Below are 14,117 nucleotides of genomic sequence, written 5' to 3'. Positions count from 1 at the left end.
ATGTGTCCAGTATTTCATTTGTCGTCCTTTTCTTCTGGCCTGCTCCCGCCTGGACGGTCAGGGTCTAGGCTGTCATGGTCTGGGCCGTCGTCATCTGGGCCTTCATCATCTGGGCCGTCGTCCAGCAGGAAATCAGGGGCCAAGTTGTGCCAGGTTTCACCGTCGAGCGTCACGGCGCTAGGGGCATAGGACTGATCCAGCATATCCGGAGCCGCGTCCAGCAAAGCCTTCATTACCTGCATCCGCACGGCCCGTGGTGGTGTGTTGTGGCCTTCAGGCAGCAGTTCGGCGGTGTGAGCTGCCCAGAGTTCCGGCTGCCCCGCACCGGTGGCCGCCAGGATGCTCTGGCGCAGCGCCCCAGCCTGGGCCTCGGGCAACTCCGATTCGGGCCAGTCGAGGGTGCCGTCGGCGTAAACCGTGACCGTCAAAGTTTGCATATCGAACAGCTGAGAGAGCAGGCCAAAGGAGGCCCCACCGTCGTCTTCGCTGCTGTCCTGGCCGAATAGAGTAGCCAGCGCCGCCTGCTGGTCGGGGGCCGTCAGTTCGCCGGTAGCTGGTGGCAAGGCGATGTCTACCGCCTGATATTTACTCCACTTTTTACCGTCACGGGAATATTCTAGCGGGGCCAGCGGCCAGAACTCGACCCCAAACTGACGAATAAACGGAGGCTCGGAAGGCGAAAACAGCGGAGCCAGCTTACGCATCTCGAAAGAAACGCGCTTGGCTTCGGGCAGCGCCCCAGAATCGCCGCCAAACTGCTCGTGGCGGGTTGTCCAGGCGTCGCCCGCGCCGTTGAACAGCTGAACCACATGCTCGGTCAGTTCCAGCAGGTCTTCCGGTGGGTCAGGTTCGATGTCGATACGGCCCTCGCGCCATTGCAGGGTCACGAAGCGGCCAATAGGCTCGCCGGGCAGCACGAAAGCGGGATGACGGTTTTCCTCGTTCAGATCGGAAAATTCAGGAACAGGCCGCCACTGTTCGCCGTCGTCGGAGACTTCTAGGCTGTCGAGGCGCAGCTGATCGCCCGTAAGATCACCGCGCAGCCGCCGCCAGTGCGGAACCGGAATGGCCCGCACCTGTTCCAGCGTACTGACCGGTTCCGTGGCCGCCCCGGAAAGCAGATAGGCCGTGCGGTAGCTACTGTCCCAGGCGTCGGCGAAAGGCTGGGTCTGCACAAGGGCGTTGACCACCGCCTGCGCCGCCTGTTCGTCGCCCGGCACGAGACTGGAAATGTGGAGGTGGCCGTCCGATTCGAGTCTAATCTCGAAACGGATGCCGGGGGGGGGTTGGAAGTGAATGTTGGTCATTGGGGTTATGGTAAGTGGTCAAGAAGGGCTTGTGGCGTGTAGCGAGTGGAAAAAGTGGATGTGGACGGTTTTTTTCACTGACCACTACTGACTTACGGCGTTATTCCCGCGCGAGCAGCAGGCCGCCGAAGCCCAGCATGACGGTGCCGCCCACGCGGTCAATGGTTTTGCGCGCCCGCAAATAGGCGTTTTGAACCGGCGCGGTCGATAGCCCGAAAGCCACCAGGGTGAACCACAACACGCCGAGGCCAAACACGATCAGCCACGCGCCCAGCTTGAGGCCCGGCGTGGCCCCTGCGCCCAGCAAGCTGGAAAACACGCTGCCAAAAAACACAGCGGCCTTGGGGTTCGAAATGTTGGTCAGAAAACCAGTGCGTAGGGCGGCCAAGTCGCTCATGGGCAGGGCGACCGGGTGGCCCTCGCCGCCTTCTTGTAAGCTGGAGCGCCAGAGGTTAACGCCCATCCAGAGCAGGTACAGCCCGCCCGCCACCTTGATGGCGGTGTGAATCCAGGGAAACGCCTGAAACAGTACCCCCACACCCAGCAGCCGATGCTGAGGCTGACGCCCAGGCCCGCCAGCAGCGCGGCGCGGCGCGAACGCGAGACGGCGGTTTGCGACACCAGCAGCACATCGGGGCCAGGAATGACCAGCAAAACGGTTTGAATAACTGCCAGGGTCAGGAGAATATGCATCGGGAAAACCTCCAGTGCGGTAAGCGGGCAATGAGAAGTGATCAGTCTGGAAGAAGGAGTCAGTACTATGGAGCAAGCGCATACAGCCGCAGCCTTGAACCATTGATGACGTGCCCAATTGGTGTCAATGCAAACTCGCTTCCTCTGGACGTGCAGTCAGTCACAAGGCAACATCAATTAACCGCGTCATCAATAGGTACGCCGCACTTAACCACTGACCACTCCCCTGCTGTGTTCAGTCTGCGGCGTTCGTATCGTTGCCCTGCGCGTCATACTTGCGGGGGTCGGCCAGGTGTCCGGCCACGGCACTGGCCGCAACGGTAGCGGGGCTGGCGAGGTAAATCTGCGCCGAGGGGTCGCCCATCCGCCCGACAAAGTTGCGGTTGCTGCTGCTGATGCACACGTCATCCGGCCCCAGCACACCCGAGTGCATTCCCAGGCAAGCGCCGCAACTGGGGTAGCTCACGCTGGCGCCCGCCTCCACAAAAATTTCCAGCAGCCCTTCCTGCGCGGCCTGTTTCCAGATGGCCTGGGTCGCCGGAACCACGATCATCTGCACGTTCTCGGCCACCTTGCGGCCCTTCAGAATCCGGGCCACGTCGCGCAGATCGGTGATGCGCCCATTGGTGCAGCTGCCCACGTAGGCGTGTGAGACGGCGATCTTGTCGCTGCCCGCCACCTTGCCGTTGCTGGGAATGTGCGGGTAGGCGATGGTCGGCTCGACCCGGCTGGCATCAATCTCGACGACCACTTTGAATTTCGCGTCGGTATCGGAGGCGTATTCGGTGTATCCGTCAGGATTGACGCCACGCACACGCATGTATTCGCGCGTGGTGTCGTCCACGGCGATGATGCCGGTCTTGCCGCCCGCTTCAATCGCCATGTTGGTCAGCGTAAAGCGGCCTTCCATGTCGAGGTTGTCAATGTAGTCGCCGACCCACTCCATGACCATATAATTCGCGCCGTCGGCCCCGATTTGCCTGATGACTTCCAGCACGATGTCCTTGGGGGTTACCCCAGGATTGGTCTGGCCCGAGACCTTGATCAACATGGTTTCGGGCACTTTGAACCACACCCGGCCCGCGTAGATCGCCCCGGCGAGGTCGGTAGAGCCGACGCCAGTGGCAAAAGCGCCCAGTGCGCCCGCGTTGCAGGTGTGAGAATCACCGGAAACCAGCGTCTGCCCCGGCTTCATCAGGCCGGTGTTTTCCAGCACCACGTGCGCGATGCCGCCGCGCCCCACGTCGAAAAAGTTCTTGATGCCGTTTTTCTGCACCCAGGCTTTGAGGGTCTGGTACATCTGCGCGGCCTTGATGTTCATGGCGGGCACGCTGTGGTCGGGCACCGCCACGATCTGGTCGGGGTTGAACACCTGGTCCATCCCCCGGTCTTCCAGCATTTGCAGGGCGGCGGGCGTGGTGATCTCGTGGCACAGCACCCAGTCGGTGGCGCACTCAATCAGCTGGCCGGGCACCACATGGTCGTGGCCGCTGTGGGCCGCCAGAATCTTCTCGGCAATCGTCATTCCCATACGCTTTTTCCTCCTGCGATCCCAAAAACCCCGTCAGCATGTGAGGCTGCGGGGCAATTTCCGAACGCTGTGACTCCGCGCCCGATGCCCCCGAGCGGCCAATGCAGCGGCGGCGTCGAACATGCCGCCAGTCTAGCGCGGTCGGCAGCCGGGGCACCCAAAAGATATGGTGATGGTACCTATAAGCCAAATCTATTTCACTTCTTCCAGCCTGAAGCCGCCCCGTTTTCCTTCCACCAGCCGTGCAAAAGGCGTCCGTGGGTCGTGCGGCGTACAGATGACGGCCCCCTGCTCGTGCCAGACCGGAAGGTACTTTTTGCGCGTTTCCAGGGTGAGCACCGGGTACAGGTCGAAGCCCATGATGTAGGCATACGGCGCGTGCGCCAGCGTGGGCATCAGATCGGCGCAGTACACCAGCGTCTGCCCCTCACTTTCCAACACCACGGCCTGCTGGCCAAGGTTATGCCCCGGCACCGGCAGCACGCTCAGGCCCGCCAGCAGCTGGGTTTCGCCGTCCACCAGGTCGAACAGCCCGGCGTCTAGCACCGGCAAAAAGCTCTCGGGAACATAGGCGGCGCGGCTGCGCTCGTGGGTGTGGGTGGCGTCATGCAGCTCCTGCTTTTGCACCACATAGCGGGCGTTGGGAAAGGTCGGCTCGCCCATCAGGTTGGTGTTGCGCCCGCAGTGGTCGAAGTGCAGGTGGGTATTGATAACCAGATCGATGTCGTCCACGTCCACGCCGACTTCGGCCAGTCCCCGGAAGACCGTTTCGTCGCGTTCCAGGGCGTACATCTGCTCGAATGTTTCGCCGCCCCGGTCCCACATCCCCGTTTCGACCAGAATGTTTTTGCCGCCCAGCCGGATGAGCAGCGGATTGATCCTCAACTGAATGCGGTTGTCTTCGTCGGCAGGCGCGACTTTTTCCCAGACTACCTTGGGCACACTGCCGAACATGGAACCGCCGTCGAGCCGGAACAGACCGTCAGTGAGGGAATACACGTCTGCCGCGCCGACCTTGCAATGTGTGAGCCAGGACATAACTTCACTTTAGTGCAGAGGCCAGGCTTTATTCTGGAAAATCTAAGGCGGCTTTAGCCGCACCTTGAACTCCCGTACTGAAAGCGCAGGGCCGTTCAGTTACTTTTGACAGCCCATCCTGATCGCGTCGGCCAGTGCCCCGGCATCCTGACCGTCGCGCACGGCATTGATAAAGGCGCTGCCAACCACCACACCGTCGGCGACCTGCGCAACCTGGGCAGCGGTCTGGGCGTCCTTGACGCCGAAGCCGACCACCACCGGCACCCGCGCATACTGCCGGGCAAGTTCCAGCATCCGGGGCACCTCACTCATGGCCGACCCCTCGCGCGTTCCAGTAATGCCAATCACGCTGACGGCGTACAGAAATCCGGTGCAGGCCTCGGCGACCAGTTTCACACGCTCGGGGGTGGAGGTCGGCGCGATCAGAAAGGTGACCGCCAGGCCGTACTGAGCAGCCAGTTTCGCAATTTCGATGTCCTGGTCGGGCGGCAGGTCGGGCAGAATCAGGCCGTCCACACCCGCGTCGGCGGCCAGTTGCATGAACTGTTCAGGCCCCACGGCGTAGATCGGGTTGACATAAGTCATGATCACGATGGGCGTGTCGTGCGTCTGGCGCAGCTTTTTGACCAGTTCGATGGTCACGCGCGTGCTGGTGCCGCCCGCCAGCGCCTGCTCGGACGCCCGCTGGATGGTCGGCCCGTCGCCCAGCGGGTCGGAGTAAGGAAGCCCCACTTCCATGATGTCGGCGCGGCTCAGCAGTTCGGCGGCCACCTCGGGAAATTTTGCGTAACTGGGGTATCCGGCGACCATGAACGGAATAAAGGCGGCGCGGCCCTCCGCTTTGGCACGGGCAAAAGCCGCGTGTAGGCGCTCCACTCCTCTGTTGGTCGTTGCGGTCATGCCAGGGCCTCCGAATGCATTTTCGGCGCTGGTGTCTGTGTCTCTACACTGTCCCCCCCGCCTTCCTCATCGCTGCGCTGCATTTCTAGCAGGCGCATGACCTCGGCCACGTCCTTGTCGCCGCGCCCAGACAGGTTGATCACCACGATCTGCTCGGGCTTCAGCTGCCCGGCCAGTTTGACACCGTGGTAAACCGCGTGCGCCGATTCGATAGCCGGAATCAGCCCCTCCAGGCGGGTCAGCAGCTGAAAGGCTTCGAGAGCCTGCGCGTCGGTGACCGGCACGTATTCAGCAATGCCCGAATCGGCGTAGTAGCAGTGCTCCGGGCCGATGCCGGGGTAATCCAGCCCCGCGCTGATGCTGTGCGGCGCCACGATCTGGCCCTCATCGTCGTTCATCAGGTACATCAGGCTGCCGTGCAGCACGCCCACGCGCCCACCCGCCACGCTGGCGGCGTGCTTGCCCGTCTCGACCCCTTCCCCGGCGGCCTCGGTGCCGATCAACCGGGGGCGCTGCTCCGGCGGCAGGTACGCGAACGGCGCAAAAATGCCGATGGCGTTGCTGCCGCCGCCCACGCAGGCCACGATAGCGTCGGGAATCTCGCGCCCCTCCTGTGCCAGCATCTGCGCCTTGACCTCAACACCGATAATGCTCTGGAAATCGCGCACCATCGCCGGGTAAGGGTGCGGCCCCACCACGCTGCCCAGGATGTAGAAGGTGTCGCGCACATGGGTCACCCAGTCGCGGATGGCCTCATTGGTGGCGTCTTTAAGTGTTCCCGTACCGCTGGTCACGGGCCGGACTTCTGCGCCCAGCAGACGCATACGGAACACGTTGAGCGCCTGGCGGCGCATGTCTTCCTCGCCCATGTAGACCACGCATTCCAGGCCCAGCAGCGCGGCGGCGGTGGCGCTGGCGACCCCGTGCTGCCCCGCGCCCGTTTCGGCCAGAACCTTCTTTTTGCCCATGCGCCTGGCCAAAAGTGCCTGCGCCAGACAGTTGTTGATCTTGTGCGCCCCGGTAAAATTCTGATCCTCACGCTTGAGGTAAATCTTGGCGCCGCCCGCGTATTCGGTCAGGCGCTGGGCAAAGTACAGCGTGCTGGGACGGCCCACGTAATCGCGCAGCAGGTAGTCAAGTTCCTTCAGAAACTCGGGGTCTTTCTTGGCAACCTGATAGGCCTGTTCAAGTTCGTCGAGAGCCGGAATCAGCGTTTCGGGTACGTAACGCCCACCGTAGCGCCCGAAGCGCCCACGGGCATCCGGCAGCGGAAAATCGGCAATCGAGAGGGACATGCTCCGATGGTAGAAGTGTTCGCTGCCTGCACGCGCTGGACTTTTAGACAAGCTGTCTAAGTTTGCAGCGTGAAGCACGCGGCAGCTTGACTGATCCGGCCCGCACAAGCTGCCCAGAAACAGGAACCGCCGGGCCTATCCGGTGACGTTAGCAGGACAACAGACCGGCGATTTCACTCTATGCTGGGACGACTTCTGCCCATTTCCTTTATAGTGGCGGTCAGTTTTAGACCAAGTTCAAGAATCCAACATCCCTGCGCTTTTGCCTGCGCTCCCGGAGGTTTTGCCGTTGCTGCCCACTATCCACAAAGTCCTGTTCTTTATTTTTGCCGTCGTGGCTGCCATTATCGCGGGCTACGGCTTTTACCGCCTCTACCTGCGTATCGGGCGAGGCGCACCCGCCACCGAAAGCCGCACCGATAACCTGCCGGGGCGCATCGGCTACGCGCTGGTCACCTCGCTGACGCAGGAGCGCACCTTCCGCAAACGGCCCTGGATCAGCGTGCTGCACGCCTTCATCTTCTACGGCTTCACCTACTACCTGCTGGTCAACGTGATTGATGGCCTGGAAGGGTACTTCAACTTTTCCATTCGCAGCACCAACTTTTTGGGTGGGACGTACAACTTGCTGGCCGACCTGCTTAGCCTGAGCGTGCTGATTGGCGTGATTGGGCTGGTTATTCGGCGCCTGTACACCCCTAGCAAGCGCGACTTCCGCTTTACCGAAAAGACGCTGCTGCACCCGCTGGTCAAGGACAACTACATCAAGCGCGACAGCCTGTTCGTCTCAGCGTTCATCTGCTTCCACATCCTGAGCCGTGTCCTGGGTAACGCTGCCAAAATGGTGGAAGAATCGCGGCTTTACGGCCACTACGACGCCTTGCAGCCGTTCGCTTCGGGGATGGGCCGGGCGCTGTTCGGGGGCCTCAGCGACCATGCCATAGAAGGCTGGCGCATCTTCGGGTTCTGGGGCGCACTCGCCAGCGTTCTGGCGTTTATGGCGTACTTTCCGTATTCCAAGCACATCCACATTTTCATGGCCCCGCTGAATTACGCGCTCAAGCGACCCGTCGGCAGCGGCGTTTTGCCCCCCATGAAGGGTCTGGAAGAAGCGATGGAGTCCGAAGAACCCAAACTGGGCGTGGAAAAACTGGAAGAACTGGAATGGCCGCGCCTACTTGACGCCTACTCGTGCATCCAGTGCAACCGCTGCCAGGACGTTTGCCCGGCCAACGCCACCGGCAAGGCCCTCTCGCCCGCTGCGCTGGAAATCAACAAGCGCATGGAACTGAACACCATTGCCATGCAGCATAGTCCCTTTACACTCAGGCCTGCCGCCTACGAGGCCGGGGGCAGTACCGCGCACCCGTTGCTGGAATTTGCCATCAACGAGGAATCGGTGTGGGGCTGCACCACCTGCGGAGCCTGTATGCAGGTTTGCCCTGTTCAGGACGAGCAGATGCTGGACATTATCGACATTCGCCGTCATCAGGTGATGGTCGCTGGGGAGTTTCCGCCGCAGTTGCAAACCGCCTTCCGGGGGATGGAACGTGCCAGCAATCCCTGGGGCATTTCGCGTGACAAGCGCCTGGAGTGGGCCGAGGGCCTCAAGGTACCCACGATTGATGAAAACCCCGAGCCAGACGTAATTTACTGGGTCGGCTGCGCCGCCGCCTACGACCCCGGTGCCCAGAAGGTGGCCCGCAGCTTCGTGCAACTGCTCGACAAGGCGGGCGTGAATTACGCTGTCCTGGGCAAGAAAGAAGCCTGCACCGGTGACGCCGCCCGCCGCGCCGGAAACGAGTTCTTGTATCAGCAGTTGGCCGCCGAAAACGTGGAGACGCTTAATCAGGTGGCTCCCAAGCTGATTGTGGCGACCTGCCCGCACTGCATGAACGCGATTGGCCACGAGTACCGCCAGATTGGTGGCGACTACCAGACTATCCACCACACCGAGTACCTCGAGCGCCTGGTGGCCGCCGGGAAACTGCCCACCGCGCAACTGGCCGACGACGTGGTGTATCACGACCCCTGCTATCTGGGCCGCCACAACGGCGTGTATGACGCGCCGCGCACCCTGATTACCAAGATGGCCGGGGATATTCTGGATATCGAGCGCCAGCGCGAAAACAGCTTTTGCTGCGGCGCGGGCGGGGCGCAGTTCTGGAAGGAAGAAGAAGAGGGCCGCGAGCGCGTCAGCGATAACCGTTTCCGCGAGTTGCAGGCCCGCCTGGACACCGCCGCCGAGCGCAGCGCCGCCTACGCCAATGGCGAGGAAGTCCACGAGAAAGTGGTGGCGGTGGGCTGTCCCTTCTGTAAGGCGATGCTCAACTCTACGCCCGAAAAGCAGAAGCGCGACGATATCGTGGTCAAGGACGTGGCCGAGCTGATGCTGGAAAGCGTGCAGCGGGCCACCGGCGAGTGGGTGCCGCCCGCCGCTGCCCCGGCTGAACCCGCCGCGCCTATCGGGGGTGGGCAGGCCGTACCCGTCCCCAACGCCGCCCTGCCGATGGAGCGCACCGGGCAGGCCCCCGCCGCTGACGCTCCCGCCGATGTGGTGGGCACCACTAGCGCCGACGTTCAGAATGCCCAGCCTGGCAGCCCCGTCGCCAACGCGGGCACCCAGCCCGAAGCCCAGGCGGCGGCTCCCAGCTCCAATCCGGTGGATACGGCGGCTCCCGCCCGCAAGTCGTGGAAGCCCAAAGCCAGTGGCGATGATGTGCAGGCCACCCCCGCGACCCCAGCACAAACAGCTCCAGCTACAGATAATGGACGCAAAGCGTGGAACCCCAAGGCCAAGAGTGATGACGTGAGCGCCGCGCCAGCTGCTGCTCCTGTTACCGCCGCTGCGGGTGAAGCCCCGGCCCGCAAGGCCTGGAACCCCAAGGCCAAAGCTGATGATGTTAGCCCCGCGCCAGTCGCCGCGCCTCAGGCGGCGGCCCCGGCTGAGGCAGCCCAATCTACGCCAGCTCCAGCCGGTGAGCGCAAGAAGTGGGCGCCGAAGGCCGCGCCAGTGGCTCCAGCTGCTGAGGCCAGTGGGCCAGTTAGCCCAGGCCCAGTCACCCAGGCCGACGCGCCCATCATTGACCCGCTGCCCCAACCCGCTTCAACTCAGCCCGCCTCTGCTCAACCTGCCGCGCCAACCACAGCCGAGCGCCCCAAGTGGCAGCCCAAAGCAAAAGCCCAAGAATTGGCCACGCCACACGCGGCACAGGCCGAATCTCCCATCACCGAGCATGTTCAGTTGTCACAGGTCGGCGAGAACAAGCTGGAAGAAGGCGTAGAAGCGACCTCTCACCATGGCGGCACCGACTTCCCTGCTCAGGCCACTACGGAACCTTCCGTAAACGCCGAAACAGGGCGCAAAAAGTGGCAGCCGAAGAAGAAAGACTAAGTAAGGCCACCCCAAAAGAAAACCCGCGTGCAGCCAGCTCCGGCCCACGCGGGTTTCTTTTGCTGTCTGCCCAGCGTCAGGGCGGCGGCTCGCCCTTCACCTTGAGGGTATCGCGCCTTGAGGGTATCGGCCAGCAGCGGGCGCTTAGAGCAGTTCTCCGAATGATGGGCACGTCGGAAAAACACCGCCGCCCCCTTCATTCTACGTTCTGCTCTTTCTTTTTCACTCGTTCCACTCGGTAAAAAGACGGTAAAAAGAGCACCATCTTTTTGCAAAATGCTCTAACCTCGTCGTTCCGGGCCGCGCTGTGGTCACTGCGGATGTTGAACGCTAAACTATCTGAGCCACACAAGATTTTTTGGCCCTTAGACCACCAGGGCAACCGCAAAGTCCCTCAAATGTAAAGTGAAACTTTTCGTTTGAAAATCACGCTTCGCCATGCCGAGAGTATTTGGCCGATGGATACAGTAAAAATAGCCAGCCTGCTTACTGGCTACTTATCAAATGTTATGCAGTCTCCGACTTTGCGGTTGCCCTGCTTAGACCACCAAATGACACGTTATTTATGGTGTTTGGTATCAGGCATAAGAAAAGAATAACCCCTACCCAAAATCGGGCAGGAGTCGGCGTTTAACTTTAGCTACAGGCTGATGAGGAATGGGTCTTCCAGCGCCTCACAGATAAACCGCAAGAACCGCGCCGCGTCCGCCCCGTCGATCAGGCGGTGGTCGTAGGTCAGCGCGAGCGGCAGCATATTGCGCGGCACGAACTCGCCCTTTTCCTTGTCCCAGACGGGTTCAATTCCACCGCGTGACACTCCCAGGATGGCGACCTCGGGACTGTTGACAATCGGCGTAAACGCGTGCCCACCAATGCCACCGAGGTTGGAAATCGTGAAGGTCGCGCCCTGCATCTCGTCGGGCTTCAGCTTACGCTCACGGGCGCGGCCTGCCAGTTCGCTGAGGCCCAGCACCAGCTCGGTGATCGATTTCTTGTCGGCGTCCTTGACGACCGGCACCAGCAGACCCACGGGCGTATCCACGGCCACACCAATATTCACGAAATCCTTGTAGACGACCTGCTCGGCGGCGAGGTCGAGCGAAGCGTTGAACTTGGGGAACTGGCGCAGCGCGTTGGCGACGATCTTCATCAGAATGTGGGTCATGGTGAGCTTGCCGCCCGCCTTCTCGACCCGCGCCCCGAAGCGTTTGCGGGTTTCTTCCATCACGGTCACGTCGGCCTTATCGAAGTGCGTGACCATCGGGATGGTTGTCCAGGCAGTGGTCATGCTGCGAATAGTCGCCTTGCGGATGCCGGACATGTCCTCGCGCTTGACAGCGCCCCACTTCTCGAAATTGGGCAGCGGCGCGGGCTGGGCGGCAGCGGCCGCTGGAGCAGCCACAGAAGCGGCGGGCTGCACGCTGGGCGCTCCGGCGCTGCGGCGCACGTCTTCCTCGCTGATGCGCCCGGCAATTCCGGTGCCGTGAACGGCGTGAATGTCCACATGCAGTTCACGGGCCATGCGGCGCACGCTGGGAGCCGCCGGAATCACACTGCGCCCGTCGAAGGTCTGGGGATTTTGTGTGCCTGACTGCTGCGGCGCGGCGGCCTGAGCCTGAGGCGCTCCAGCTGGCGGCTGGTTCTGGCTCTGGTTCGCTTGGCCCTGATTGGTCTGGGCTTGCTGATTAGTCTGGGCTTGCTGATTGGTTCGGGCCTGCTGACCCTGCGCGGCCTGATCGCTGCCCTGTGGCGCTGCGGGCTGACTGGCGGCTGGCTGCGAGCCGTTGCCGCTGCTGCCACCACTGCTGAGAGTCAGGAGTGCCCCGCCCACAGACACCGAGTCGCCCACCTTCACATCCACGCTTTGCACGGTGCCGCTGGCGCTGCTGGGCACCTCGATCACAGCCTTGTCGGTTTCGAGCTCGACGACGGGCTGGCCCTCGCTGACCTGCTCGCCGACATTCACGAGGATGGTTACGATGGTGCCCTTCTCGATATTGTCACCCACGTCGGGCAGAGTGATTTGAGTGCTGCCACCCGTGCTGCCAGTAGCAGCCACAGCTGGAGCCGCCTGCGCCTGCTGCTGGCCCGCCGCGGCCTGATTGCCGCTAGCCGCGCCCGGAGCTGCGGCATCGCTCGCCGGAGTGGATTCGACGCTGGCCGCCTCATCCCCGCCACCGCCTGCGGGTGACTGGGGGGGAGCTACCGGAGCAGAAGGAGCATTGACGCCTGCTCCCGCGCCGCTTTCTGCCCCGTCGACAGTGGCGATCAGGCCGCCGACGGCCACAGTATCGCCCACCTTGACCGCCACGCTTTCGACGGTGCCGCCGTGGGCTGCCGGAACCTCGATAACGGCCTTGTCGGTCTCGATTTCGATGATGGCCTGACCCTCGGCCAAATGGTCACCAGGCGCGACCAGCACAGTCACGACGGTGCCTTTTTCGATATTGTCCCCGACATCGGGGAGTTTCAGTTCAATTGCCATGTTGGGACTCCTTGAAAGTGAGGACGGGGCGAGCGGCGTTCCAGCCCAGGCTAAAGCGTTTGCTCCCGCGCCGCCCTGCCGTTGTCTTAACGCAAGGCGGGGTTAACACCACACCGGATGAATACAGGTCCAGTTGAATACAGAACCGATTGAACACAGGGCCGGATTAACGCAGCACCGGGTTTTCGCGCTCGGGGTCGATGCCCAGGTCGGCAATGGCTTTGGCAACCACCTCGCCGCTCACTTGACCCTCACGTTGCAGGGCGTACAGCGTCGCCAAAACAATGTGTTTGGCGTCTACCTCGAAGAAGTCGCGCAATTCCTCGCGGGCCTCGCTGCGGCCATAGCCGTCGGTGCCCAGCGTCCACAGTTTGCGGTCAAGGTGTCCGTTAAGACCGTCTGCGCCGAGCTTCACGTAATCGCTGACACTGATCAGCACTCCGGGTGCCCGCTCCGGGGTGAGTTGCCCGGCCACGTAGCTGACCTTCGGGGTCTCCGTGGGGTGCAGCATGTTCCAGCGCTGGGTGCTCAAGGCGTCCTGGTGCAGTTCCTTGTAGCTGGTTACGCTCCACAGGTCGGCGGCCACGCCATAGTCTCCGAGCAGCTTCACCGCAGTCTGGGCTGCGCCCATCGCCTGCCCGCCGCTGAGCAACTGGGCGCGCAGCTTGGCCTCCGGGTTGCCGGATGCCTGGAACAGGTACATCCCCTTCATGATGCCGTCCACGATTTCCTCGTGTGGGCGGTCGGTGGGCATAGGTGGCTGAATCTCGTTCTCGTTGTCGATGGTGACGTAATAGAACTCGTCGTGGTCTTCCTGGAACATCCGCTTAATGCCCTGCTCGAAGATCACGGCGATCTCATAGGCAAAGGCCGGGTCGAAGGTACGCATGTTGGGCACCACATAGCCTTGCAGGTGGCTGTTGCCGTCCTGGTGCTGAAGTCCCTCGCCCGCCATGGTCGTGCGGCCCGCCGTCGCGCCCAGCAGGAAGCCGCGTGCCCGCTGATCGCCCGCCGCCCACACCAGGTCGCCGATGCGCTGCATGCCGAACATCGAGTAATACATGTAGAACGGAATAGTCGGCACGCCGAAGTTGGCGTAAGCCGTGCCCGCCGCGATCCATGAGCACATTGCGCCCGCCTCGGTGATGCCCTCTTCGAGCATCTGGCCGCTCACCGACTCCTTGTAGGCCATCAGGGTGCCGAAATCTACCGGGCGGTAGGTCTGGCCACGCGGCGAGTAGATGCCAATGCGTGGCACCAGCGCGTCCATACCGAACGTGCGGGCCTCGTCGGGAACGATAGGCACGATGTACTTGCCGATTTCCTTGTCGCGCAGCAGCTTCGAGATGATCGAAACAGTCGCCATGGTCGTGCTGACCGATCGGTCGCCGCTGCCCTTGGCAAACTCCTCGTAGAACTCGCCCTGTGGGATGGTGGGGTGCGGGTACTGAACCTTGCGCACCGGAATCAGGCC

At 62.4% G+C, this 14,117-nt stretch carries 8 protein-coding genes and 1 pseudogene; 1 reads left to right on the top strand and 8 read right to left on the bottom strand.

Annotation, left to right across the window (positions count from 1 at the left end; translation table 11 throughout):
- Window positions 1-14: 14 nt before the first annotated feature.
- The 6 genes from QZ269_RS04435 to trpB form a co-directional block, all read right to left on the bottom strand.
- Complete coding sequence (locus QZ269_RS04435) at window positions 15-1,307, bottom strand: hypothetical protein (protein ID WP_291424711.1); 1,293 nt, start codon at window positions 1,305-1,307, stop codon at window positions 15-17.
- A 100-nt stretch (window positions 1,308-1,407) separates the two neighbouring features.
- Window positions 1,408-1,845: a LysE family transporter gene (locus QZ269_RS04430; RefSeq protein ID WP_291424709.1), complete on the bottom strand. Its 438-nt coding sequence runs from the start codon at window positions 1,843-1,845 to the stop codon at window positions 1,408-1,410.
- A gap of 390 nt (window positions 1,846-2,235) precedes the next feature.
- Window positions 2,236-3,531 carry a homoaconitate hydratase family protein gene (locus QZ269_RS04425; protein WP_291424707.1) on the bottom strand — a complete coding sequence of 432 codons (1,296 nt, stop codon included), beginning with the start codon at window positions 3,529-3,531 and terminating at the stop codon, window positions 2,236-2,238.
- Window positions 3,532-3,723: 192 nt separating this feature from the next.
- Window positions 3,724-4,569 (bottom strand): MBL fold metallo-hydrolase, encoded by an 846-nt coding sequence (locus QZ269_RS04420; RefSeq protein WP_291424705.1) that lies wholly within the window; start codon window positions 4,567-4,569, stop codon window positions 3,724-3,726.
- Between the two features lie 99 nt (window positions 4,570-4,668).
- Window positions 4,669-5,469, bottom strand: coding sequence for a tryptophan synthase subunit alpha (gene trpA / locus QZ269_RS04415; protein WP_291424703.1), 801 nt, complete (start codon window positions 5,467-5,469; stop codon window positions 4,669-4,671).
- On the bottom strand, window positions 5,466-6,764 hold the full coding sequence (gene trpB / locus QZ269_RS04410; protein WP_291424701.1) for a tryptophan synthase subunit beta: 1,299 nt from the start codon (window positions 6,762-6,764) through the stop codon (window positions 5,466-5,468). Before trpB ends, trpA begins: the two co-directional genes overlap by 4 nt.
- 289 nt (window positions 6,765-7,053) lie before the next feature.
- Here trpB and QZ269_RS04405 point away from each other — a divergent pair, with 289 nt between their 5' ends.
- Complete coding sequence (locus tag QZ269_RS04405) at window positions 7,054-10,158, top strand: heterodisulfide reductase-related iron-sulfur binding cluster (RefSeq protein WP_291424699.1); 3,105 nt, start codon at window positions 7,054-7,056, stop codon at window positions 10,156-10,158.
- Window positions 10,159-10,798: 640 nt separating this feature from the next.
- Here the strand turns inward: QZ269_RS04405 and QZ269_RS04400 are convergent.
- Together QZ269_RS04400 and QZ269_RS04395 are read right to left on the bottom strand one after the other, a co-directional pair.
- A complete protein-coding gene (locus QZ269_RS04400; RefSeq protein WP_291424698.1) occupies window positions 10,799-12,643 on the bottom strand; it encodes a 2-oxo acid dehydrogenase subunit E2 in 1,845 nt (614 codons plus the stop codon).
- 166 nt (window positions 12,644-12,809) lie between these two features.
- Window positions 12,810-14,117 (bottom strand): annotated as a pseudogene (locus tag QZ269_RS04395) (pyruvate dehydrogenase (acetyl-transferring), homodimeric type); the annotation flags it as partial.

The organism is Deinococcus sp. (assembly GCF_018260405.1).
GTDB lineage: Bacteria > Deinococcota > Deinococci > Deinococcales > Deinococcaceae > Deinococcus.
Note: the sequence above shows the minus strand (reverse complement) of the source record. Positions and strands in the feature narration are given on the sequence as shown.